Source organism: Lachnospiraceae bacterium JLR.KK002, from assembly GCA_036941025.1.
GTDB lineage: Bacteria > Bacillota > Clostridia > Lachnospirales > Lachnospiraceae > Petralouisia.
In genome coordinates this window covers 3,716,639-3,740,688 of the sequence record JAYMNP010000001.1, presented here as the reverse complement: position 1 = coordinate 3,740,688, position 24,050 = coordinate 3,716,639, and the positions used below count along the sequence as shown (strand labels likewise).

The following is a 24,050-nucleotide window of genomic DNA, read 5'->3' as shown; positions in this document are numbered from 1 at the left end:
CTTATTTTCATTGTTCTCCTCCCAGTTCCTCCAGAACTTCTCCGATTAACCGTTCCTCTTCCTCTCCCAATGGCTGCCCCTGCATTTCCTGATAAAATCCCCGGAAAGCCTCCATGGGACTCAGAAAACTGCAGCTTTCCTCCTGGATTTCCAGAAGATTTCTGGTTCTGGTATTGTCGATGTTAATCTCCAGCAGATGTTCATAGACCTCCTCTAACTGCTCTCTGGGATGGTAAGGCTCCTTTTCATCCGTCAGGGTAACGCTGACAAAATCCCGGCGGTTTTCCTGGGTGGCTCTTCCGATAATTTCCTGCAGAAGTCCCCGTTCCCGCCGCACGTCATATACAGGCTCCAGGGGTATGGTTTCTATACGGATTTCTTCCCCCTTTTGTCCCAGCGCGGCCATGGTAATGGATTTCTTATGATGTTCCTCGCTGACAGAATATTTCAGGGGCGTCCCGCAGTAGCGGATATGAGGAAATTTTACTTTCTGAGGGCCGTGAATATGTCCCAGGGCAGCGTAGTCAAATTTTTCCACCACGGAGACGTCAATATTGTCCAGTCCTCCCACCATCAGCACAGACTGTTCCGAATCGCAGGTCTGAGTTTCCTGCCCTGTCCCGGTATAAAACTGATGGGACAGCAATACATTCCGTTTGCTGTAATCAATTTCCTCCCGCAGCAGGATTTCCCGCACCGCGCTTTCATAATCTGTCACCGTCCCTTCCTCAAACAGATGCCTCACATAGCCGGGCTTTAAAAAGGGCAGCAGATAGAAATTCACCTCTCCCCAGTCGTCCTCCAGCACAATCTTTTTCAGATGTTCCTCCGGCCGGGTGGGAGCCATTACCGACACATATATCCGATGCTTTTCCAGAAAAGAACTGGCGTAATTCAGCCGCTGGGCATTATCATGATTTCCGGCAATCACCAGAACCGGAATCTGAGGGCTCAATTCTGAAAGTTCCTGCAGAAATCTGTCAAAAATAGTATAAGCCTCTCCGGAAGGCACTGAGCGGTCAAAAATATCGCCGCAGATTAAAATCACATCCGGCCTGTGCAGGCCGGCCTGTTTCACAATCTGAGAAAGAACCGCCTGCTGATTATCTCTGAGGCTGTAATTGTATAATTGTCTGCCAATATGCAAATCCGACAGATGAAATATCTTCATATGCTATCTCCTCTCCGGCAATGCCGGGAATGTTCTTTCAGCAGTTTCTGACAGCCTGTCCATGATTCCTGTCATTCTCTTATCTGCCACATGCCAGACCCGCTGCAGGGGCCAGGGCAGTCCCAGAATATAGTCCCGGTCCTGTTCCTCCAGGCATTCAAGCTCTTTCAGAAATAATGCTTCATCCTGATACCGCTTCCGGCCAAAATCACAGGGAATATATTCAGCAGAACCATTCTCCACCGGTTCTGCCACTTTCCGGAAATGCACTTTTCCGTACCTCCCGTATTCTTTTACATAGGTGACTTTTTCCAGGGCAGTGCCTGCAGACGGTTCTTCCAGCAGAATCATCCCCTGCTCCAGATAATAACGCCATACCCTTTCTGCCACCTGTTTTTGGGACGCCGGGTAATCAATGGTTTCTGCAATCTGTTTTACGGTATAGCCCAAATCCGCCAGATGGCGGATGGCGCCGCCGTTTGCCATATCCTTTACAAAATCTGACAATGCCTTATTGAAATACTGCTGTCCCAAAAGCTGTCACCTCTTTTCACCGCATCCCGGATACTGTATTAAATCGTCTGTGTTTTACTGCACCCCAGATAACGTTTTAAATCTTCCATCTGTTTTCTGGCCTGCTGGTAGCCCTCCTCGTACAGTTTTGTCAGTTTTTCCGGGTCTGATTCCGTTCTTCCCACTCCGTGAGTGGTTTCCGGTGCGATTACAAACACCTCTCCCGCCTGTTCCCGCTCCATCAGCTTTTCCATACAGGCATTGTACCGTTCCGGTCTGGTTCTGATGTCTTCCACGATATTGGGATACTTTTTGTATAATTTTCTGGAAATATCCCCTGCTTTCTCCGGCTTTTTCACGTAACCCCGTTCTCTGGTGAGAATTACAATATTTTTATCACAGCCTTCTTCCATGGCATGTTCGTAGGGAATGGAGTCCGAAAGGCCGCCGTCCAGATAATACCGTCTGCCTACTTTCACCGGCTGAAACAGAATAGGCAGTGCGCAGCTTGCCACCAGCACGTCAAATTTCTCGTCTCTTCTGGGAACCTCCAGATATTCTGCTTTTCCTGTGTGAATATTCGTCACGCAGGCTTCCACTTTTCCCGGAAATGCCTCAAAGGCTTCATAGTCAAAGGCTTCCAGTTTGTTGGGCACTTCGTCAAACACAAAAGGAATGTTGTAATAATTCCTGTGTTTCAGCAGATGACGAATCCCCATATAGCGTTTGTCATTCATATATTTCTGAGCGATGGTCAGGTTCCTCCCTTTCTGCCCGGACAGGTAGGATACCCCGTAGGCAATTCCTGCCGACACCCCGATAAAATAATCGGGCATAATCTGTTCCTCTAAAAAAGCATCGGTGACGCCGCAGCTGAACACAGTTCTGCTTGCGCCGCCTTCCATGGTAATTCCTAATTTCATAATAACCTCATTTCTGTGTATAACATTTTGTCTGAACCATACAGCTTTTTTTACAAAAGCATATACCATAATCCCGGATATTCAGATATCCTTCTTCCAGCAATCCGGTATGATACGATTGCCGCTCTCTTTACATAATTCATAACGCTCCAGGGATTACAGACTTCCGTATTTCCAAACAGATAACCATCATACATGGTGTTTTTCCATATACTGAGTACAAGGGTTTTCCCAAAACGCCTGGACCGCGTAAACAGATTGACAGCCCCGCCTTTATCCAGCAAATCTTTTATAAAATATGTTTTATTTATATAGTAATATGATTATCTATCATACGTTTGTATCGCTCTATACCAACACTGATTGGTTTCTGTTCTGACATATATGCACCTCCAGTTCCGTCCCGTATATTCTATCGGATTTTCCCCGTATTTACAAGTAACAATTCGGCCTGCGACTTCCCTGTTACAGAATCCGTCTGAATTCACACCTTCTTACGGATTTCGCAGCAGATACAGATTCCTGGTCTGAACTGTTACGTTTACATTTTTCATCTTTTCCGGAATTTCTTGTCACCAGACCGTTTATCATGTATAATACATCAAAAGGGACTATAACCATACATTGAGGAGAGTGATTTTCATGAGTCAGTTACAGGAAATTCGTATGACCTATTCCGGTCTGCTTTCACAGAAAGACGGTAAAAAAATCGTCCGGATCATTTTTGAACGGGGAAAAGATTATGCAGAAGGAATTGTGCCTTCCGGTGTAATGGAAAAATCCTCCGGTTTCACACCGGAAGAACTGAAGCAGCTCAGTGAATATCTGATTTGCAACACAGATGATATTCTCACGAAAGCCAGGGAAGTGAACCCTCTCAGAAGCTGGATAAAAAAAGAATAACGTAAAGAAGCCCCTGTGCAGCCCGCACAGCACCTGTGATATTCGTTATCGGAATCAGTATCAGAACTTCTTTTTTGGCTTCGGCGCCGGCAGTTCTTCATACATGGCCTGAAATAATTCTGTCAGAAATTCTCTGTCATCCACATCTTCCACCAGTATCATTTCTTTTGCTCCTTTATACGGCGGCTCCAGAGGAGCGTCGGGAAGCAGTCTTCTGGCGGCTTTCACCGGTTTCACCAGAAACCGGTCGTCACAGATATACGCCGCAATTTTTCCCCGATAATAAATAATATATTCCCCCATCATCATACGATGGGTAATTTCTTCCAGACCAGATAACTGTTCCAGTATAAAATTCAGATATTCTTTGCCAGTGGCCATTGATTTTTCTCCTTCTCCTACTGGTTCGACTGATATCCGCACTTCGGGCACACATTCCCTTTCCGGTAATTGTAACCGCAGCGGTAACAGCATTTCACCTCATGCTTTTCCTTCGCCAGGTAGGCAATACTTCTGGACTCCGGTTTTTCTTTCAGATAGGACACAAATTTCCCCATAATATCTCCCAGAGCTTTCAAATCCTTCGGAGCAATTCCTCCCGGAATTTTAGTTCGGACTCCGTTGCTCCTGTCCAGATACAGTCCCCGGTTCAGAAGGCCTGTCATCCCTTCAATCCCCCGGATGGAACGGACTGGTATCATTTCACTGTTAAACACACTGTTATAAAAAATATGGTCCGGCGTCAGAATAAAACCTTCCTTTCCGTTTTTCCTTGCGGAGGAATCACAAATCAGAATGGGAAATTCATAGCGATCCCGGCCGGCGCCGTAGGTGTTCAGAGCCCTTGCCACAAGTTCTGCCTCTCTGGGGCCCCAGTCTCCGTTCATTACTTTCCGCACTTCATAGAAATGAAGTCGTTCGGAATCCCTGATTTTCCCCTTTAATTCTTCTCTCAGTTTTTCCACCAGCAATTCGCACTCATCCATTTTTATTTTAGTCAGACGCTTGTCAATCATCTCCAGCGTATTTGTTTTCAGTTCCGGCAGGAACGCTCCTCCTTCGATTTTCTCATAGGCCTCCGCCGCCTCATCAAAGGACATTCTCATAATATTGGGGCATATTCTGTCAATGACTTTTTCATCTATGGCACGGACTTTCTTCTCAATCATCTCAATGGCCGGCTCTGCCTGCTCTCTGGAAAATCCATCTTCTTTCAGTTTTTTCAGCATACGCATCAGACCGTTCCGGTCACTTTTTTCCGCCCGGCTCAGCATGGCGCTGATTTCCCGCTTCTCTGTAAGTCTCCGTTTTCCCTCCAGCACTTCCTGGTAGGTGGAAATATCCGCGTCCGCAAACTTGTCCAGCTTCTCTTTAAAGGTCTGGTACTGGCTGCGGTTCATATGTTCCGGCACAAGGGCAATCAGTTTTTTTACCTCCTCCTGTCCCTTCTGCTTCTTCACCTCATCCAGTGAATCCAGAAGTTCCTTCTTCACCGGTTCCGGAATTTCCCCCTGAGAAATCTCTTCCATCACACGTTTGATTACTCCGTATGGCTTATCCATACTTTCTGCGGCTTTCTGGCGCAGTTCTTCTTCCTCTTTCCGGAAAATTTCCTGTTTTATCTGCTTGGTAAATTTCTCTTTTTCAATCCAGTCCAGACGTTCGTCCGACTGAATCTGGCTGCGCAGAGTTTTTAACTGGAACAGGGACATTTTCTCCAGCGTCCGCATACGCGCCTTGTACCGTTCCCGGAAATTTCCTTCTTCCTCTTTAGGCGCTTTTTTTTCTTCCTGCTGTTTCCGGAATTTCAGAACAGATTCTTTTTCCCGGAACAGGAACTTCTTTCCGGAAGTTTCTTTGGGCAGAGCAGTTTCCTGACCGGACGAATCTCTGAGAGGGGTCTCCTTTTCTCCTGTATGTTCCGCCGGTTTTTGGGCGTCCTGTACCTTTGATTCCCTCTTCTTCCTTTCAGCAGCCTGCGCCTCTTTTCCGGTTTCGGCAGAGAGATGTTCCGATTCTTCCCTGGCGGATTCGGAGCGGGTATTCTCCTGTTCCGGCTGTCGAGGAGATATTTTTTCCTGGTCCCCGCGGCCGGAGGATATGTTCTCCTGTTCCGGCAAAGCTGTCTCCTGCCGGCCCGCAGAAGTCTCGTCAGATACCCGTGACGTGTCTTTTTTCTTTTTTCCGGATTTCCTGCTTTCTTCTTTTTCCCGCTGTCTTCTTTCCAGCAGTTCTTCTATTTTTTCCCGGTAAGGCTCCGCTTTCAGAGGCGGGTAAAATCCATCCTCTATCTGTTCCGTTATGGCCTGCAGTTCTTCCTCGCTTTTTTCTTCCAGTTCCGCGCAGGCTTCCTCAATGGGGGGCAGTGCATGTTTTCCCCGCCGGGCTTCGAATTCGTTAAAATTACAGTTGGAGGTATGTTCCGCTCTGCTGCCCAGCAGCTCCTGATAATCTTCATAGGCCTCTTTGTCGCCGCCGAATTTCATGGCATAGCTAAGCCCTTCCCGCAGCAGCCTGCCCGGCTTCGGAGTATAAAACAGGTTGCAGTTGCTGCAGGTATAACTTCTGGCCAGATATACTTTTCCTTCCTCCGTCTCTACCGGAAACTCCCGGCCCTGAGGATATACAGCCATGTACAGTTTTCTTCCGCAGCCCGGACACTGATAACCGCTTATGTAGAAATTATTGCCCAAACGGGCGGTATTACGCTCCGCAGCTTTGATTTCACTTTTGGTAAATGTGGCCTTCTCCGCGCTCCAGCGGATGTTATGCCACAGGCCAAGGCCCTTTTCTTCCGGGGCTTCCTGCTCCTTTTCCTCTTTTACTTCCTCTGCCTTCCGCTTTCCTTCCTCCAGTGCGGCCTCCACTACTTCCTCGTAAGTCATCTGTATATTATTTCGGTAAAACCGGAAATAGTTGTCCTGAAATCCCGGTGTTATTTTCATATCCTTTAATATGGCGTAAAACAAGCCGTTTAACTGGCTGTAATCCTTATCCACTTTCAGCCCTTTAATCACGCCCCATTTTCCAAAGGCGTACAACGTCATATTTAATACATTGGTGACCACTTCATTTTCCGCCACCGGCTCCATATCTTCTTCCTTATTTGGCAGCTCAATCACATTTGTAATAACTTTTCCATTGTCAAAATTAAAAATCAGAGACCGGACATTTCCGGAGAGAATCAGGAAATTATTCAGCACCACAAAATTCCCTGTCCATACCACGTTGACCCCCATGGTGTTCAGCATCCGGCCGAATACTTTCTTCAGTTCACTGTTTGCTTTTAACTGAATCATGGCTTACACCTGTCCTTTCTGCTCTACCACAGCCCCAAATGGCATCAGAGCCAGCTTCGCCAGCTTAAACATCTGCAGTCCGAAGGGAATCCCAATCAGTGTTACGCACAGCAAACAGCCCCAAATGGCAAATCCCGCTGCCATGGGAATTCCCGATACAATCAGCCAGATAATATTAACCAGCAGGGAAACTGCCCCGCCGCCATAACGCACTTCTTTTCCAAAAGGGCAGAGACTCAGGCCTGCAAACTTAAAGCACTGCACGCCCACCGGAATCCCCACAATGGTAATACACCACAGACATCCGGCCAGCAGCCAGCCCAGACTGCTGAACAGTCCGCCAAAAATCATCCACAAAATATTTCCCAAACAATTCATATCATTCTGTCCTTTCTCTTTCGTTTCAGTGCCTGCTTTTTAAAATCATAACGCCTTTTGCAGGAAGAACTGCCTGTTCTCCGCGGCCGTATATTTTTCCTTCTGTCAGTTCCAGACACTGCTCCGGTATGGAAATTTCCTGTTCCTTCTCTCCGTGGTTCAGTAAAAACAGATATTCCGCCTGTTCTCCCGTTCGTCTGACTGCCTCCACTTCTTCCGGCAGCTCCGCCGCCGATGCAATCTGCTGTTCCCGGCAGAGTTCCCGGATAAAATCCCGGTAAAATTCATCTCCGGAACAGGTTCCCACATAATATGCCTTTCCCATTCCAAAGGAATTGCATGTGACCACCGGGGTTCCTTCGTAAAAATCTTCCTGATACTCCGCCAGCGTCTCCGCCCCTTCCAGGTGCATGATATCACAGAGAATTTCAGCGGAATATTCCTGATTCCTGTATATAAACCGATTATTTCTGTGCTCCGGCAGAGCATCGCTTTCTTCTACCCATACGCCCAGAATATCCCGAAGTCTGCCGGGATAACCGCCGGTGATAACCCGGTCATTTTCGTCCACATATCCGCTGAAACAGGTAGTGACAAAGGCGCCGCCTTTCTTTACAAATTCCCGTATCCGTTCATCCACGCCGGGTTTTGTCATATATAAAAGGGGAGCAATTACCAGCTTATAGCCGGACAAATCATCTTCTTCCCCGATAATATCCACGGGTATATTCTGCCGGTGCAGGGCCGTGTAATAATGGAGCACCTGCTCCTTATAGTTCAGATTTACACTGGGGCCTGCGGAATACTCTGCCGCCCACCAGTTTTCCCAGTCAAATATCAGGGCTGTCTCTGCACGGATACCGGAGCCGATAATCTCATTTCCCATCTGCTCCAGCTCCCGGCCCAGCTCTGCCACTTCCCGGAACACTCTGGTATGTTCATGGCCTGCATGGCTGATAACCGCGCCATGGTATTTTTCACAGGAGCCAATGCTGCGCTTCATCTGGAAAAACAGCACTGCGTCGGAACCGTGAGCCACTGCCTGATAACTCCAAAGACGCATGACGCCCGGCCGTTTCAGTGCATTAAAAGGCTGCCAGTTCTGCTGACTTGGAGTCTGCTCCATCAATATGAAAGGTTTTCCGCCCCCTGCGCCCCGCATCAGGTCATGATAAAAGGCCGTCTGGCTGAAAGAATCTTCATTGGAGGGATAGTTATCCCAGGAAATAAAATCCAGATATTTTCCCCATTTCCGGTAATCCAGAGGTTTGTAAGCCCCCATCAGGTTTGTGGTCACCGGAATGTCCGGGGTATGTTTTTTTACTGCTTCGTATTCCAGCCGGAAGCATTCCAGAATACTGTCCGAGTTAAATCTGCGATAGTCCAGGCTGATGGTCTGGGCCGTGGTCCGCTCTGATTCCATATGCTCGCTGCGCAAATCCGGCAGCACAATTTCTTCCCAGTCATAAAAGGTATGTCCCCAGAAAGCAGTAGTCCAGGCATGGTTTAGTTTTTCCAGAGTACCGTATCTTTTTTTCAGCCATTCCCGAAAGGCCTTTTCGCAGTTTTCGCAGTAACATTCCCCGCCGTATTCATTGGAAATATGCCATGCAACGATATTATCGTAATTCTGATACCGCTCTGCCAGCCGTTCCGCCAGTTTCACCGAATACTTCCGGTATACCGGACTGTTGGGGCAGGAATTGTGCCTTCCTCCGAATTTCCGCCGGACGCCCCGTTCATCGGTTCGCAGAATTTCGGGGTATTTCCTGGCCATCCAGGCCGGATGGGCCCCGGTACTGGTGGCCAGACAGACTTTCATATTATTTGCCCTGGCCAGTTCCATAATTTTATCCAGTTTATCAAAACAGTATGTCTCCTCCGAAGGCTGCAAAGCCGCCCAGGAAAATACATTTAATGTCAGAGTATCAATGTGCGCCAGCTTCAGCAGACGCATATCTTCTTCCCAGGTTTCCTCCGGCCACTGTTCCGGATTGTAATCCCCGCCATAAGCGATTTTATCCTGGTTCCACACTTTATCCCACATCTGTTGTTCTCCTTTGTCTATCTGAATTTATATATTTTTGCAGAGCTTTTCTTTCTGTCTGGTAATCCATGACAAATCACTACGCTGATTTGTCATGGACCGGTACATGTATGGTGCCAGAGCATATGCCCCATCGCCCCAGGCGATCTGAAATGGGCATATGCAGTTACTGTTACTGTTCGCACTCAGGTCTCCTCCCATCTCGCCTTCAGGTCTCCTCCCATCTCGCCTTCAGGTCTCCTCCCATCTCGCCTTCAGGTCTCCTCCCATCTTCGATGGGGCCCTCCTCAAGGCAAACGATGGGGCCCTCTTCAAGGCAAACGATGGGGCCCTCCTCAAGGCAAACGATGGGGCCCTCCTCAGTGCATATTATACCATATTCATGCAAACACACAAAGATTTTTCTTGCAGATTTCCTTCCTGAGGTATAAAATATTACTGTTCCACTTCAAACTGTCACAAAGGAGTGATACTATGCCGCAGAATATTGATACCATTATTTTTGATTTAGACGGAACTTTACTGGATACTTTAACAGATTTGACCAACAGCGTAAATTATGCCATGGAGCGCTTCGGCTTCCCGCTCCATTCTGAGGATGCAGTCCGCCAGATGGTGGGAAACGGCGTTACGGTCCTTATGGAAAAAGCCATCCCCGGCGGACATGAGTTCCCGGAATTTGACCGCTGCCTGAAAGAGTTTCAGGAACATTATGCTGCTCACAAAAAAGATTTTACCAGGCCTTTCCCCGGTATTATAGATTTCTTAAAAAAGGCTTCTGAATCCGGTTACAAACTGGCCGTTGTGTCCAACAAATTTGATTTGGCTGTCAAAGGCCTGTGTGAGGATTTCTTTACGCCCTACATTACCTCAGCCATCGGGGAATCTCCGCAGGTAGCCCGCAAACCTGCTCCGGACACGGTGTTTGCCGCCATGAAAGAACTTCAGTCCCCGGCGGAACGCTGTGTGTACGTGGGTGATTCCGACGTGGATATTATCACCGCCGGAAATTCCGGCATTCCCTGTATCTGCGTAAGCTGGGGCTTCCGCAGCCGGGAGTTTCTCATGGAACACGGGGCAGAATACATTGCTGATAATGCGGAAGACTTGTGGAAGATTCTGGGTGAGATGGAGTCTCAGTAACGTACAGAGTAAAACGTCCGGTTTCCCTGAGGTTGAGGGAACCGGACATTTTACCCTGATGTATACAATGGAATGTATCCGCAGGTTCTTTTCTTAAGGCATGGTTTTCTTTTCCAGGGGAGGGTGTAAATATTTCTGTGTCTATGGAGGAAAAATCCTTCCGATAAAAATTGGTAGTGTAAATAAGTTTGTGTTTTTGGAAATAAATGGCTCCCTTTTGGTAAGAATCAGGATATGCAAATTCTTATCGAAAAGGAGTGTTTTTATGCCAGTAGCAAAGGAACAGATTCGACAGATTATCTCAGAAAACAACTTAAACAGCGTCACCGATGTCTATGCCCTCCTCAGGGACAGTTTTAAGGACATTCTACAGGAACTGATGGAGGCTGAGTTGGATGCGGCCCTCGGCTATGAGAAAAACAACAGGGGAGACTTGCAGACGGACAACAAACGCAATGGGCATTCCCCCAAAAACCTCAAGAGCCAGTATGGAGAATTCCAGATTGACGTGCCCAGGGACCGGAATGGGGAGTTTGAGCCGAAGCTGATACCGAAATACCAGCGGGACATCTCGGGGATTGAAGAAAAGGTGATTTCCCTGTATGCTCGCGGGATGAGCACCCGGGATATCCATGACCAGCTGAATGACCTGTATGGGATCGAATTATCAGCGGAGATGGTCAGCAGGATTACAGATAAGATTCTTCCACAGGTCAGGGAGTGACAGTCCCGCCCCCTGAACCCGGTATACCCATTTGTATTCATGGACTGCATCCACTACAAAGTCCGGGAGGATGGGCGGATACTAAGCCGTGCAGCCTATGTTGTGCCGGGCGTGACGACTGAAGGCTACAAGGAGATCCTGAGCATTACCGTCGGGGCAAACGAGACCGGCAGGTTCTGGCTGGGGATGCTGAACGACCTGCACAACCGGGGCGTGAAGGACGTGCTGTTTTTCTGCGTGGACGGACTGCCTGGGTTCAAAGAGGCCATACAGGCGGTATTTCCAAAGGCAGAGATACAGCGGTGCGTCATCCACATGCTGCGCAACTCGTTCAAATACGTCAGTTACAAAGACCTGAAAAGATTCGCCTCCGACTTCAAGGCGACCTACAATGCCCCAAACGAGGCGGCGGCCTGTGCAGAACTGGAAAACGTGAAAGAAACATGGGGGAAGAAATACCCCTACGCCGTCAGCAGCTGGGAGAACAACTGGGAAGACGTCAGCCCCTTCTTTCAGTTCCCGGATGAAATCCGCCGGATTATGTATACCACCAACATCATAGAGGGGCTGAACCGCCAGTACCGGAAAGTGACCAGGACAAAGAGCGTGTTCCCCAGCGACGCGTCCCTGGAGAAGATGCTATATCTGGCAAGCCGGAATGTCACGAAGAAATGGACGCAGAGATATCGGAACTGGGACCAGGTCCTGAACCAGCTGACAGTCCTGTACGGAGAGCGTCTCACGCAATACCTGTAAAAAAAACCGGGATGGCAATATTTGGAAACACCTGCCATCCCAGCCTTATTCCATCGGCATTGATAGTATTGCCAGAAAATCCCAGTCTTATTCCGGAGGCCGGGTGTGGGCAGAGCCCACGAAAGTGGCAGTCAAATACAATGCCTGTTTGCCATACAAAAAATCAGAAAAAATGTATAGAATCCGCCAGACTGGTTATACTATAAATAGAAGAAATAATTCGACAGCCCTAAAAACACAAAACCGACAAAATACTCTTACATATCTAATTCTTATCAGGAAAGTCTAAAGTTCATAGACACAAGATTTTTTACAGCCTCTCAAGAGCCAGCCTGCGTATTTTTGCGATCCGGTAATAATAACTTTTTAAAGAGACGTTATTCTGTTCGCACCATGCCTGGTTTGTCAGGCCGGAGGCCCTGCATTGCCGGATCACATCGAGCCAGTACTGAAATTTTACCTGCTTATCCGGAGTTAAAGTGGAAATGTCCATGAATATTCTCCTTTATCCAGATTTAGAGTTTTGGGAGTGGACTCTAAAAACTCTAACCCTAAGTTTACAGGAGAACGCCATATGTTTCACTACACGTTCTTATTTGACGCTTACACTATATCTGTCTGGCATCTTTATATTTCCATTTTCTATTCATATCTTAAAATTTATCTTGATTTTTCTTAGTCAGAGTTTCTATTCCCTTTTGACGTTCCAATTTACATATTACATCAGTTACCCGACTGTATACATCAAGAAAATCAGGTTTATTTTTTATACCCTTCATTTTATTATAAGCTTCACCCAACCTGGCAATCTGAGTTTTAAATGCTTCAAAATCCCCCAATTTCCTACCTGTCTCGGTCCATATTTGATGCAGTTCATCTATATCAATTTTTGTAATAAAAGACATCACATAAATATCCAATACATCCTTCATTCTTCTACATACACTCTCTCCTGAAATTGCATATAATTTGTCAGACAGCATTTTGGATAAACTTGCTCCTGTAATGGATATTCCATTCACATAGGAAATGTAAGGTCTGCTAAATCGGTTCTGCCTGACGCTTAAATCAATACTTGCGATCTTTTCTCCAATTTCATTGATAATTTTAAAACCGGCAGATTTTCTTTCAGCGAATGTTCTGTTGGCCTGGACATCTAAGGAAGAATCCACTTCTTTAACCGCATTTCTCAATGCTATTTCCATTCCCTCCATAGTTGGAAATTCACCAATCCAGTCTCCATCTATATCTCTGGTCGCTCTTTCAACCTTTGATGGATTATTATCCCTGATTGCAAGATTAAGAACCATCGCCCCTTTGAACACAATCGGCACACCTGCATTTGACAGTTCTTCCATCACCCTGTATAAAAATTCCATTAAATCCAAACACATCACCTACTCTTCATAATATTCAAGCGCCCATACCTTATATTTTTCAAATCTCTTTTTCAAATGCGCTGGCATTTCAAGTCCATCAAAACTCTCATTGTGTGCATCATAATAATTTGCCAAACTCTCCGTGATAATCTGCTCATCTCCATTTTGCTCTAAAAGGTCAATGATAGTCTGATTTACAGTAGTGCATAATAGTCCGTTTCGTTTTTCACACACAAGGGTCTCAAGAGATGGCACCAAAATCTGTTCCGCCCCATCTATATCTTGCTTTTTATCGACAAATATCTGTGCTGCCGATCTACATCCGCCATTTGTCAGACCCAAAAAATCCGCCGCCGTGTCAAAGGCAAGTACACATTCCACATCTGCTAATAAATTTCTTAGCTGGTCATTGTATGTGAAAACTGCCATTTATGCTCTCTCCTCTCCCATTAATTGTGTCATCTATTACTATTCTTACATCTCCAGAAACTTCCATAAAGAATAAATCTCTCCTAAATATTGTTCTGTGAATTCTCTTGCTGCACAAGCATATTTTACTGTATTCCGCTCTATTTTTTCTCCATACTCTTTCGTTCTTCTCTTATCATCACATATGTTTATGAATTCTTTCAAATTAGTTCCATTTTTCTGGCTATCCATCCATTTGTCAATATCAGCGGCATTCATTTTAGATTGATCCTGCATCTCTTTTATAATTTCAACCGGGTTATTGGAAAGAAAATAATGCAGTTCCATATCTGGCAAATAACTTTGAAATTGAATCATATTTTCGATATCTTTTAATCCCTTCTCACGGTATATCACCGCTTCATAATCACTCAATAACAGCTCTAAAAGCCTATAACAATCATATTGAAGATATATATGAATTTTATGTCCATCCTCCTTTAATCGCATACTATTGCATATATCAATATAGCTCATTTTCTTATTTCCCATCTGCGTAATTTTTTGAAACTGTTTCCCACAACTACATTGATAAAGACTGTTATCATCCTCTGCCGGCCGAATAATCTTCCCACATGCAGCACATCTAAGAAAATTATGCTTTTCTTCTATGCATACCAAAAACCTCTGCCATTCCTGTAAGTCGTCACACAGCCGCAAAAAATAAGAAAATGGATCTTGGCTGAAAAGCATCCTATCATTTTTATGATAATAATTTGTATGTTTATATATCGAAACTGCTGCCATTTCTATAATACACTGTTTCCTGTCATCCAGACTGTATATGCTGCCAGAAAAATAAAAATTCATTAAAAAGCTAATTGCAGACAGACAGCCATGATCATTCTTTTCATATTTCTTTCTTATTTCATCATGTGCCACCGTCTGAAACAACCAACTATTATTCAGTAATGCCTTGATTTCTGCAAAAACTGTCTTGACAGCAGGGTTTGCAATTTTAAAAAATGGCGCGAACTGATGTATTTCATCTGCCATCCGAAAATAATAAGCAAGCGGATAACCAATATCATGAAATAGCGCACTAACCAGAAAACTTTTGTAAATAATTTCTTTCAGCATCTTCCGTTTGTTTTCCTCGGACTCTGCTGTTATCGCTGGCAGAATAAAATAAGCATACTCATTGTTTTTGTCCATAACGCAGTCTGCAATGCAGTCGTCAAAATGAAAATCTTTCAAAAGCAAAAGTCCCAGATAAGCATTGCGGAACTGATGCTTGTAATGTTCCCGTATTCTTTTGGGCGCTCCTTCCGAAGAATGTTCCAGAAAAATACCATTTTCAATTGCTGCATAATTATTAACCAGTAAATGCTCCATACCTTTAATCCCTACAAATCTGGTAAGAATTTCATATACATTTTCAATCAGGTATACCTCTTTGGCTGCCTCTTCTTTATTATAAATTACTTGAAGGCTTTTATAAATTTTGGAGATTCCCTCTCTCGTCATCTGACACATCGGAAACTCTTCCACTTTATCCGGCTGTTCTGAAAACTCTGCAAAGATATCTTTCGCTTCTCTCTGGAAAAATTCATACATCTTTTCATCATTTAATTTTCTTTCCATTCCGCATCCTCTCTACAATCCATCTGCTTTTTACTTATAGGAATAATATTCTTCCCTATATTCCTGCGGCAATATAAATGCGTCAATATTATCAATCAGCTTCTTCTGATATCCAATCATGCTGGCATTTACCTGATCTGACACAAATTCTTTATAGCGTATTTTCATAAATTTTTTGTCTTTTAAATCTTTTAAAATATTCTCTGCGTCTTTTTTCCAATTAAATTTATGGTCGTCATAATCTTTTGAAATAAATTCCCAATTATGTAAGTCGTTTAATACAATGCTGACATTCCTATCCCCTCTTTTTAAAAAATCTTTAGCATCATTCAGGCATTCCACTGTTTTGCGTATTTGGGAAGCATCGAATGTAGTAACATAAAGTTCCTCAATTTCTGATATTTCTCCATTTTGGCGCATATTGTAGAATTCATTTAACAAAAACCGTTCCATATCTGTTAACCCTGGAGAACAATCTATCACAAACAGATTATTAATTTCGCAAGATATACACTTTTTCAGAAAAGAAAGCAAATCCTGTAAAAAAATAGAACCACTGATATCTGAATGCTGCCAGAAACGTCCACGAACATCATAATCCTGCCTTCGGTTCGCAACCGGATTAAGAAGAACCGCATACAAAACGGTGCCCTTATCTTTGTCTTCTAATATCTTATTGCATACTCTCTCATAATAACGCTCCTCATATTCGTCAAAATACTTCGGTTTTATTTCATCTGGAAATAATGCATAAGACATGCTTGTACCCAATCTGTCAATATCAATAAAAAAAATATTTTTATAGAATTTGTTCTGTGTGCAGTTATGCACACAATTTGCCAGCGCCACAGAAGTTTTTCCTGTTCCCCCTTTAAATGAATTTACCATAATAATCTTATTATCTGTATTTTTACCCATTATTTTCCTCCAATTTTGTATATAACTTCTGCATTTTTCTTATTGTATTCTCATCCAGCAAATGTATCCTCTGATCTGCGCAAATGCATTGGCGAAGTATCTCTATATTGTACAAATCAGATTCTGAAAATGTACGGACAGCATATTCATCAATGTCGTTTCGCTCTCTGATAAATTCCAGCATCTTTTGAAACTGCATAATTGCCGCAATATCTGCCGGGCTTGGCTTTTGTGGTTTTCCCTCTGCTTCTTCATAGTCCAACTGATATTTTGCGATTTCTGTCCTTTGCATATAATCCAGCATTAGCGCTGTTGGAATATTATCCGTTTCCTCATATAGCATCATCAGAAACTTTCTCTTGAACGTCTTGCTTTTATTTAAAAGCAAAAGTATATCTTCTATCAGCTTCCTATAATGATTCTCCCGCTCTGCATCCTCTTCCTGGTTATTTATAAAAAGCCTGCATTTCAAACAAATACTCTTGTTATGACAGGAAATCGTCAGATAAGGTATTTCTGATGTCTCGCCTTTGTCAGATAAAATACATGTTATATCATCTAATCCTGACACCTTCTCTAAAAACGGCTTTAAAAACACTTCCACAGAAGCTTCCCCGTCTTCTTTTAACAGCTTACGCTGACAACCCGCATGAAAATTCACTAATAGCATTTCCTGGCCTGACAAAATGCTGTGGTGCATCTGGAATTCTGACAAATGATACATATGCTGCATCAACTGCGGATTCGAAGAAAGAAGCACGACTGTACGATGTGAATCCGCGCTTATCTTCTGACGTATCTGATTTAATACAGACTGGTTTAATTCTTTTGTATCCCAAAATGCCAGTTTTACATCCTGGTTTAATTCCATATAGTGCATACTGTCCCATAAAATTTCCAGCACCTGAACTTGTTTTTCATCAAACATTTTCCCTACTTCAAACTGCTCAAAATCAAGCATCAGACGGTTGGGCTGATTGCGCCATTCCTTCAGTTTTGGTTTCTGGTACAGAATACTGCTATCTGCTAAAAAAAGGAGATCCGCATCGCAAATCATATGTTCGATATCATATTCCTGCCCATTGCTATACATTTCTTTCGTAAAACGGAATAGCACCTGAGGATATTCCACATCCATTTCCATATTTTCCTGCAATTGTTTTTTTAATTCTTCCTCTTTGTCACTGACGATATTCAGAATCACTTTATGTATCATGCTTTTTTCAGATTCCGCAAATCCCTTCAGCTTTCTTGTCATAGACATAATTTCACTAATATCATTGATGCCTACAATTGTTACATATACTTCAGATAAATATTTTTGACGCTCCATATAATCCAGCAAATCCTCATTCAAAAGGCGGATATTTATCCACGAACCTGCTGTATGTTCCCTTGTTTTCTCGAATATAATCTCCTGATTCATATTTTGAATACTGCTATAGTCAAGCTGATACAATTCTTCCTGTAACAACAAATAACAGACGGGAAACTCCATCACTTCCCTGCGGATCATCGCCCTGACTGTCTGTTCCCAGAATTCTCCTGCCTGAACAGCCAGTAATTCTCTGAATTCCTCATACTTTCTTTGCAATGAAATGAAATAATATCCCGCCAATGGATGATAAAAGGGCATCGAAATTTTACCATTTTCTTCTTTACAAAAGATCCTTTGCAAACGGCTTAGAAAATCCATGCCAAGGCACATCCGAGCTATTCCTTTATCCGATACACATCTTCCCATTAAAGCAAAATAGCATCTGACCAATTCTTCCTGACTCTTTGCGTAATGCCATAAATAAACTGGCGTATACTTACTGCCCTCTTCCTTTGCTTTCAAAAACAATTGCTGCAATTCTCCAAGTTTTTCCCGCAAAAACACTCTTTTTTCTTCCGTAAGACTCAGCAATTCCATTAATTCTCTGATTGTCTGAAACTCTGTTTCTATTTCCTGTTTCTCTGGATAAGAATATTTTTGCCTGCTGGCTGACAGTATTTCTTCCTCTTGCTTTACCCCTGAAAGGTTTTTTTCCACCTGCTGCATAGGTTCCTGTAAAAGTTCCTGCATTGCATATTCGTAAGAATTTTCATAATATTGATCCTCCTGCTTTTCCTGCGGCAAATCTTTGCGTTTTCTCCCGCCTCCTTTGAACAATTGTTCTATCTTTTCATCATATGGAACATTTTTAAATACACTTTTCAAGTCATTCTTTGACAGCCACTTCATAATATTCTGCCGGATTTCTACTGGAAATTCTACTTTTTTTTCTGTAATGCCTCCCATCAATTTTGTCTCTGCCAGTAAGGGATCTGAATTCCGTATTAATTTTTTTAAGTATTGCTTTTTCTTTGCTTTAGCTAAATACTTATCTAAATCCTTTGCATTGTCAGACTTTATACTCCACAGATCTAACTTATACAGCTTTTGAACTATTTTTGAAAATTTGAAATTTCCAGATTTATCAATACAGGAATCCAGATATACAAATAAGTCTTCCAAAACTATCTGTCTTGATTCCATAATGGTTTCCAGCACTTTTTTACAGTCATTATCCGGTTCCTGTCCAAATGCGGCTGTCAGACAATGCCAGAATATGTCCCTGTCTTCTGGTATCGCAGGATATTCCACAAAATCTTTCAGCGAATCAATCATCCTGACACTGTCATTGGAAAACAACACAATTCTTGACACATTTATGTCATTACGCAAAACCACCGCCTGTGAATACTCTTTCCTTTCAAACCATGCCATCGCGTAATCAGCTTCCTGTTTTAAAAATCCATCTACCAGGTTTTTTTCAATGTCTACAATAGCAATAAAATATTCCTTCCGACCTTTTGTCAGTAATTCAATATAGGCCCGCATATACCTGACAAATTTCCCTTCTATCATAAAAGCGTAAATTCCCCTTTCTCCTCTGGAAGTGTAACCACATATCCGCTGTCTGAAAGCCGAATCAGGCAATTAATTTCATCCAGATTATCAATCAAAGCCTGCTCATTCTGCCTGAATTCCTGAAACGGAACTTTCATATGCATTTTTTTTAACATCTTATCCATCTGATCATTCTTCTGAATACAAATCCCATATTTTTCCTGCAAAGAATCCAAAAAATTATCCAAATACGCGTACGTACTCTCTTCCTTTGCAAGATACAGCCTTACCAGAAATTCCAACAGGGACGGAGACAACGCAAAATATTTATGTCTGGAACGGGTCTTGGGAAATACAAATTCAATATCCTTTCCGCATGTATTAAGCGCCGAGGAAATTTTACTCAAAGCAGAACCTTTTCTGGCCTTGCTCATATCAATATAGCACATCACAAATTCTTCTGCCGAATACGGTTTTTCTTTTACCCCATCTAACGCAAACACTTTCCGAATAGACGGATACAGGGATGGCTTCGCATCCAGCTTAAAGTTGGAATTAAATACCTGCCTCACAAATTGTATCATTTCTTTTTTTCCATTTTTTCCTATTACAAAAATTTCATCATCTGAATTCTCAACCACAATATCCTGATCGTCCACCTGTTCCTCTTTCAAACATTTAATATAAAATTCTTTCAACTCTGTTTGGAACACAAAACGGATTTCCGAATAATTCTGTACACAAGCAAGGTGGTAGGCCTCGCCGTTGGATAAATGGCTGGAACCCTGACACAGCACATATCCCCGATTTGAAGTAATCGCTTTCTTATTTATAACAAATTGGATTACATAAAAATCCAACAATGTAGCCAGATAATCATATCGTTTATAAAAATCCAGATTTCGGAAAAATCTATGTTTCAACAGCTTGTATAAATCTTCCCTGAAATTCTTTCGGACATTCCTGAAATTACCTGATTTCAGCATATCAAGTTCGTAATTTCTTTTTTCTTCCCTTTTCCAGTCATCTCCGCCAAAATATTTCTCACAAATAGTGCTCATAAGATAACTCACCCCGTCTGCGCCACCGTACAGATACTCAAATAGTAAATTTTGCACTTCGCAGAAAACTTCCTCTTTCTCAATCCCCGGTATCATACAATAAAGGAGATGCCGCAGATTATATGAGGCGCTGCGCAGCATTTGCGGCTTCAATGGGAAATAATGATGGCTATTTTCACTAAACGAAATCATATCTTCTCCGGAAAACCGCTGAAAAAAATAATTAAACGACTCTTCCAGCTGTTTCTTCTTTTGCTCATCATCTTCTTCGCATATAAGGATTTTTTTATCAAAAAAATCTTTATATCTATACTGTTGTTCCTTTCCCCGCTTATCCTCCAGAAAAAATTCTGACAGAAAATTGTTAACTAACAAATATCTTGGCGTCTCTGGTCCCGAAATACCTATATAGGAAGCAAGTTCCCTCTCATTTACTTTATCGCCTGTGCCCATAGTCAACCCTCTTTTCTTATTTTAACCACTGTACTCTGTCCTTTCAAAAAATGATTTAAATGTTGGACACTCAATGAAAAATTGCACAATTCCTTCTGTCCCTGATCGTTAAATCTGACATGCATCCTTTCATAAGCGCCATTTTTTTTCTTCAAAATTTTCTGGTAAAATGAATTAATCCGGTATTCTTCCAATGACTTGCTATTATGGCTCAAATAATAGTAACCGTCTGCCATCATTAAATAACGGAACAATTTGTAATCTACCACAAGCGTAATCGCGTCAATTTTTTCATCTTCCTGAAATACATAACTGATGGAAAAACGATTTTGTTTCTCCGGCTTATGTGTTTCCATATCTAAATTTCCAAAATCCAGGCCATACCTGTGCCAAATCATGTCTATATTGCCAAGTTCAAATTCTGTCTGGATATCATCTCCAAACATCACCGGCGTATCCGCCACTTTCATGGCAATGTCGCTCTGCCCACGCCTTGTCAATCTTCCAAGGCCGCGCTTTAAGTAATAAAGCTCCTTGCTTTGGATCTCTGCCGAATCAATGAACGGCGTTCCCTGAAAAAAAGAAATAACATTTTGAAATTCCGTCAAATAATCTACTGCAAGCAGTTCATAAGGATTCTCTTTGCCATAAAAAAATCGTTTTCTCTTTTCCCTTCGGCATTCTTCCACTGAATTATATTTTAAGCCATCGTCTTTTGAGTTTTTAAACGCAGGATCCATACGGCTTATATTTAAAAGCACTTTATCCAAATGTTCTCCTTGATTAAAAACAGCATCTACAAAAAAATCTTCTGGCTTTTCCCTTTCTCCGCGTTCTCTGCAGCTATCACCAAATGTCACCATATAAGCCAACAACGACAACAATTCCCGGAATGTTACATGCTCTCCTATCAAACAGATTGCGTCACATATAATTCGCACACTTTCCATTCCTCTTTCTGACAACAGATAAGTTAGATTTTCCTGAAACGCACACTTTCCACAACACACACATTCCCTGTCTTCGCATGGTTTTCCGTCATAAGATAAAAAATCCCGCACAATTTTTTGAAATATCTTTTTATCCCGTGCAAGATTTCTTTTCTCAAAGTTTATAATTTTCACTCTCTCATTCTTCTGGGTAAGTTTTTCCATCAAAGATCGTTGATACTTAATCACACATTTTGTAAATATACCCACATTGGCTGCAATAATAATTCGCTCTTTTGTTTTGCCATCAATAATATCAGCAATTCTTTTCAATATTCTCTCTTTTTCCGTCTCTGGCTCAGCTGAAAAATCCATATACGGCTCGCAAAATCCGTATTCATCCAATTTTTTTCGCAGTGCCCGGATTAGCCGGGATTTTCCATCTCCGGCTTCTCCTGTCAGCAAAATAAATTGCAATTTATCAAGATGCAAAAGAATATCCTCTTCTTCTGGCAACGTAACTTGAAATCCCCCATCTGCTCTGCGTTCATCCATCATATTCACATGTCCTTGATATACAGAACAGTATTTTAATAAGTCGTCGATTTTTTCTGAAATATTCATACTTTTCACCTTTACCTGGTATTTTAGCTATAATTATATTCCATTCTTATTTTTCTGTAAAGGAAATTAATCCTATCATCAATTTACCAAATTGTAAATTGAGCAAATGCGATAAAAACAGTTTTTAGCCTGGCAAACTGTCCCTCAGACAGAGAACTCCCAGCCCACCCGCGGATTCGGATGGATACACGTCAAACCCTGGAAGCGACCTGTCCCCTCTCGCCTTAAGTAAGCCTTCACCTTCTCCCCATGCCTGTAGAGATTAGTAATGGATTTTCTCATTGGAACCCAACGCTTTGAAGTGGTTCCGTCATGATGACAGACCTTTTTGCAGACTTTAAATTCCTTTGGGTCGTTAATTGTCATCTCAATACGCAGGCTGCTGAATTAGTGTCTGCTGATTAAGCAAATATTTGCAACTTCCAACTCTTACATCTGCTCCAGTTACACCAAAATCGGATCAGATACAAAAGAGCATAAAGTATTCGCCTCTGAATCTTGAATAGATTCATCACAAATACAGATAATGCGACAGAAGTTAACTGCGTTTCCTCCAGCTTGGTGGTAATACAGTCCATGCCATAGCAGCGTTTGCTTAAGCTAAAAGTACGTTCCACTTCGATTCTGTCAGTATTATCCTGATACTCTTGTTTTTTATCAACTTTTACTGCAGCACTTGGTCTGCCCAGTTTTGGTCCTGACAGACGGATCCCATGCTCTTTGCAATAACTCCTGTTTTCTCTGGTCCGGTATATCTGATCTGCCAGCACACGTTTCGGATAATAACCGGTGCGTTCCTTGAAGCGTTCTACCGCTTCAATCAGGCAGGTGCTCTCGTTATATGCTTCAAACGATATTTTTTCGATGCGTCCGTATCCTTCACTGTCAAGGCTTAGATCAAACTTTGCACCAAATTCAACTGGGGCTTTTACTTTCCCCCTGACAATAGGACGAAGCCATGGCTGCGAGATGCTTACGATACGATGTTCCACTGAGTGTACTTTGTTATCGTACATGTACTTCTGCTGCTCGTACAGCGTGATGATAGTCAGATACAAACTAATTTCTTTATCTGTCATCGCATATCCGTCGCTCATGAACTTTTCCAGATATCCGATGTCTCTTGCAACGTAACCAAGCTGTTTGCGCAGTGCCTTCCTGATTTTCTTTGCACTATGTTTTTTACTTTTGGCAAATGAAAGATAATCTTTTCTGGCACGTCTTCTATAGCGTCTTGGCAGTGGAAGACCATAGGATTTGCAAAAACGGTAAATGATGGTTTCCAGTTTCTCCCTTGCTTCGTTCAGGAGTGAAATATCCTGGGGATAACGGATGTCTGCCGGTGCACAGGTTGCGTCCAGTGTCAGTGTTCCTTTGTTTGTGTCTTCTTTCAAAGCGTCATTATCGCCGGAGTTTCCGGAAGATGGTGGTGTATTGTTGTCATCATCTTTGTGAGCAAGAAGATACTCATTTACTTCCATCAGCATTTCAGCAGAAATGCGTTTGCGAAAAAGAACCAGTGTGCTTGCATCAAACGGAGCTTCTTCCTGATAGCCGGGAAGTCCGATAAAGTACTGCAGATATGGATTCTCTGTGATCTGTTCCACGAGTTCACGATCAGAATACTGGAACTTGGTCTGGATGATCAGGGCTCCTAACGCCATCCGAAATGGCTTGGCAACATTACCCGTACCACTCGGGAACAGTCTGGCATATTTTACTTCAAATTCATCCCATGGGATTCGGTCAGCCAGTTTGATCCAGCGGTTATCCGAGTTCATGTGGAGTCCCATAGGCTGGTTGAAATCGAGAAACGAGTGGTGTAACTTGTTAATAGGTTTGTACATTGATTTAGCCCCTTTATACATAAAATATGCAGAATAACTGCAAGAAAAACGGTTT

Annotated in this window: 19 protein-coding genes and 1 pseudogene; 3 read left to right on the top strand and 17 right to left on the bottom strand. The window is 42.8% G+C overall.

The window, feature by feature from the left end; translation table 11 throughout:
* Positions 1-7: 7 nt before the first annotated feature.
* From VSQ32_18170 to VSQ32_18155, 4 genes are read right to left on the bottom strand one after another with little or no spacing between them, the layout of a single operon-like run.
* The gene (locus VSQ32_18170; protein MEH2944715.1) at positions 8-1,171 is read right to left on the bottom strand and encodes an exonuclease SbcCD subunit D; all 1,164 of its coding nucleotides are present in this window, start codon (positions 1,169-1,171) and stop codon (positions 8-10) included.
* 3 nt (positions 1,172-1,174) lie between these two features.
* Positions 1,175-1,705: a hypothetical protein gene (locus VSQ32_18165; protein MEH2944714.1), complete on the bottom strand. Its 531-nt coding sequence runs from the start codon at positions 1,703-1,705 to the stop codon at positions 1,175-1,177.
* A gap of 38 nt (positions 1,706-1,743) precedes the next feature.
* Positions 1,744-2,607, bottom strand: coding sequence for a patatin family protein (locus tag VSQ32_18160; protein ID MEH2944713.1), 864 nt, complete (start codon positions 2,605-2,607; stop codon positions 1,744-1,746).
* 50 nt (positions 2,608-2,657) lie between these two features.
* On the bottom strand, positions 2,658-2,891 hold the full coding sequence (locus VSQ32_18155; protein ID MEH2944712.1) for a hypothetical protein: 234 nt from the start codon (positions 2,889-2,891) through the stop codon (positions 2,658-2,660).
* A gap of 358 nt (positions 2,892-3,249) precedes the next feature.
* Between VSQ32_18155 and VSQ32_18150 the strand changes: the two genes are divergently transcribed.
* Positions 3,250-3,510, top strand: a complete 261-nt coding sequence (locus VSQ32_18150; protein MEH2944711.1) for a hypothetical protein — start codon at positions 3,250-3,252, stop codon at positions 3,508-3,510.
* 60 nt (positions 3,511-3,570) lie between these two features.
* On the opposite strand, the gene VSQ32_18145 is transcribed toward VSQ32_18150, so the two are convergent.
* Genes VSQ32_18145 through VSQ32_18130 form a run of 4 tightly spaced genes read right to left on the bottom strand, consistent with a single transcriptional unit; the run spans position 3,571 to position 9,234 of the window.
* The gene (locus VSQ32_18145; GenBank protein MEH2944710.1) at positions 3,571-3,891 is read right to left on the bottom strand and encodes a TfoX/Sxy family protein; all 321 of its coding nucleotides are present in this window, start codon (positions 3,889-3,891) and stop codon (positions 3,571-3,573) included.
* Positions 3,892-3,908: 17 nt separating this feature from the next.
* On the bottom strand, positions 3,909-6,809 hold the full coding sequence (locus VSQ32_18140) for a hypothetical protein (protein ID MEH2944709.1): 2,901 nt from the start codon (positions 6,807-6,809) through the stop codon (positions 3,909-3,911).
* A 3-nt stretch (positions 6,810-6,812) separates the two neighbouring features.
* A complete protein-coding gene (locus VSQ32_18135) occupies positions 6,813-7,187 on the bottom strand; it encodes a YccF domain-containing protein (GenBank protein ID MEH2944708.1) in 375 nt (124 codons plus the stop codon).
* Between the two features lie 25 nt (positions 7,188-7,212).
* Positions 7,213-9,234, bottom strand: coding sequence for a beta-galactosidase (locus VSQ32_18130; protein ID MEH2944707.1), 2,022 nt, complete (start codon positions 9,232-9,234; stop codon positions 7,213-7,215).
* Positions 9,235-9,708: 474 nt separating this feature from the next.
* On the opposite strand from VSQ32_18130, the gene VSQ32_18125 reads away from it, so the two are divergent.
* Positions 9,709-10,377 (top strand): HAD family hydrolase, encoded by a 669-nt coding sequence (locus tag VSQ32_18125; GenBank protein ID MEH2944706.1) that lies wholly within the window; start codon positions 9,709-9,711, stop codon positions 10,375-10,377.
* Positions 10,378-10,642: 265 nt separating this feature from the next.
* Positions 10,643-11,857: pseudogene (locus VSQ32_18120) on the top strand (IS256 family transposase).
* Between the two features lie 310 nt (positions 11,858-12,167).
* Here the strand turns inward: VSQ32_18120 and VSQ32_18115 are convergent.
* The 9 genes from VSQ32_18115 to VSQ32_18075 all read right to left on the bottom strand — a co-directional run bounded on the left by VSQ32_18115 (position 12,168) and on the right by VSQ32_18075 (position 23,995).
* Positions 12,168-12,350, bottom strand: a complete 183-nt coding sequence (locus VSQ32_18115; protein ID MEH2944705.1) for a hypothetical protein — start codon at positions 12,348-12,350, stop codon at positions 12,168-12,170.
* A 160-nt stretch (positions 12,351-12,510) separates the two neighbouring features.
* Positions 12,511-13,236 carry a nucleotidyl transferase AbiEii/AbiGii toxin family protein gene (locus VSQ32_18110; protein MEH2944704.1) on the bottom strand — a complete coding sequence of 242 codons (726 nt, stop codon included), beginning with the start codon at positions 13,234-13,236 and terminating at the stop codon, positions 12,511-12,513.
* Positions 13,237-13,254: 18 nt separating this feature from the next.
* Entirely contained in the window at positions 13,255-13,665 is a 411-nt protein-coding gene (locus VSQ32_18105) for a hypothetical protein (GenBank protein ID MEH2944703.1), read from the bottom strand.
* A 45-nt stretch (positions 13,666-13,710) separates the two neighbouring features.
* A complete protein-coding gene (locus VSQ32_18100) occupies positions 13,711-15,288 on the bottom strand; it encodes a hypothetical protein (GenBank protein ID MEH2944702.1) in 1,578 nt (525 codons plus the stop codon).
* A gap of 30 nt (positions 15,289-15,318) precedes the next feature.
* On the bottom strand, positions 15,319-16,206 hold the full coding sequence (locus tag VSQ32_18095) for a hypothetical protein (protein ID MEH2944701.1): 888 nt from the start codon (positions 16,204-16,206) through the stop codon (positions 15,319-15,321).
* The gene (locus VSQ32_18090) at positions 16,199-19,099 is read right to left on the bottom strand and encodes a hypothetical protein (protein MEH2944700.1); all 2,901 of its coding nucleotides are present in this window, start codon (positions 19,097-19,099) and stop codon (positions 16,199-16,201) included. Before VSQ32_18090 ends, VSQ32_18095 begins: the two co-directional genes overlap by 8 nt.
* On the bottom strand, positions 19,096-20,595 hold the full coding sequence (locus tag VSQ32_18085) for a hypothetical protein (protein MEH2944699.1): 1,500 nt from the start codon (positions 20,593-20,595) through the stop codon (positions 19,096-19,098). The genes VSQ32_18090 and VSQ32_18085 overlap by 4 nt, the downstream gene beginning before the upstream one ends.
* A 2-nt stretch (positions 20,596-20,597) precedes the next feature.
* A complete protein-coding gene (locus VSQ32_18080; GenBank protein ID MEH2944698.1) occupies positions 20,598-22,148 on the bottom strand; it encodes a hypothetical protein in 1,551 nt (516 codons plus the stop codon).
* Positions 22,149-22,549: 401 nt separating this feature from the next.
* Entirely contained in the window at positions 22,550-23,995 is a 1,446-nt protein-coding gene (locus tag VSQ32_18075; protein MEH2944697.1) for an IS5 family transposase, read from the bottom strand.
* Positions 23,996-24,050: the final 55 nt, after the last annotated feature.

Excerpts from the sequence above, each read along its gene's own strand:
- VSQ32_18145 (MEH2944710.1), bottom strand. The coding sequence starts at position 3,891 with ATGGCCACTGGCAAAGAATATCTGAATTTTATACTGGAACAGTTATCT.
- VSQ32_18115 (MEH2944705.1), bottom strand. The coding sequence starts at position 12,350 with ATGGACATTTCCACTTTAACTCCGGATAAGCAGGTAAAATTTCAGTAC.
- VSQ32_18080 (MEH2944698.1), bottom strand. The coding sequence starts at position 22,148 with ATGAATATTTCAGAAAAAATCGACGACTTATTAAAATACTGTTCTGTA.
- VSQ32_18090 (MEH2944700.1), bottom strand. The coding sequence starts at position 19,099 with ATGATAGAAGGGAAATTTGTCAGGTATATGCGGGCCTATATTGAATTA.
- VSQ32_18075 (MEH2944697.1), bottom strand. The coding sequence starts at position 23,995 with ATGTACAAACCTATTAACAAGTTACACCACTCGTTTCTCGATTTCAAC.
- VSQ32_18170 (MEH2944715.1), bottom strand. The coding sequence starts at position 1,171 with ATGAAGATATTTCATCTGTCGGATTTGCATATTGGCAGACAATTATAC.
- VSQ32_18160 (MEH2944713.1), bottom strand. The coding sequence starts at position 2,607 with ATGAAATTAGGAATTACCATGGAAGGCGGCGCAAGCAGAACTGTGTTC.
- VSQ32_18130 (MEH2944707.1), bottom strand. The coding sequence starts at position 9,234 with ATGTGGGATAAAGTGTGGAACCAGGATAAAATCGCTTATGGCGGGGAT.
- VSQ32_18125 (MEH2944706.1), top strand. The coding sequence starts at position 9,709 with ATGCCGCAGAATATTGATACCATTATTTTTGATTTAGACGGAACTTTA.
- VSQ32_18140 (MEH2944709.1), bottom strand. The coding sequence starts at position 6,809 with ATGATTCAGTTAAAAGCAAACAGTGAACTGAAGAAAGTATTCGGCCGG.
- VSQ32_18135 (MEH2944708.1), bottom strand. The coding sequence starts at position 7,187 with ATGAATTGTTTGGGAAATATTTTGTGGATGATTTTTGGCGGACTGTTC.
- VSQ32_18085 (MEH2944699.1), bottom strand. The coding sequence starts at position 20,595 with ATGGGCACAGGCGATAAAGTAAATGAGAGGGAACTTGCTTCCTATATA.
- VSQ32_18105 (MEH2944703.1), bottom strand. The coding sequence starts at position 13,665 with ATGGCAGTTTTCACATACAATGACCAGCTAAGAAATTTATTAGCAGAT.
- VSQ32_18095 (MEH2944701.1), bottom strand. The coding sequence starts at position 16,206 with ATGGGTAAAAATACAGATAATAAGATTATTATGGTAAATTCATTTAAA.
- VSQ32_18150 (MEH2944711.1), top strand. The coding sequence starts at position 3,250 with ATGAGTCAGTTACAGGAAATTCGTATGACCTATTCCGGTCTGCTTTCA.
- VSQ32_18100 (MEH2944702.1), bottom strand. The coding sequence starts at position 15,288 with ATGGAAAGAAAATTAAATGATGAAAAGATGTATGAATTTTTCCAGAGA.
- VSQ32_18110 (MEH2944704.1), bottom strand. The coding sequence starts at position 13,236 with ATGGAATTTTTATACAGGGTGATGGAAGAACTGTCAAATGCAGGTGTG.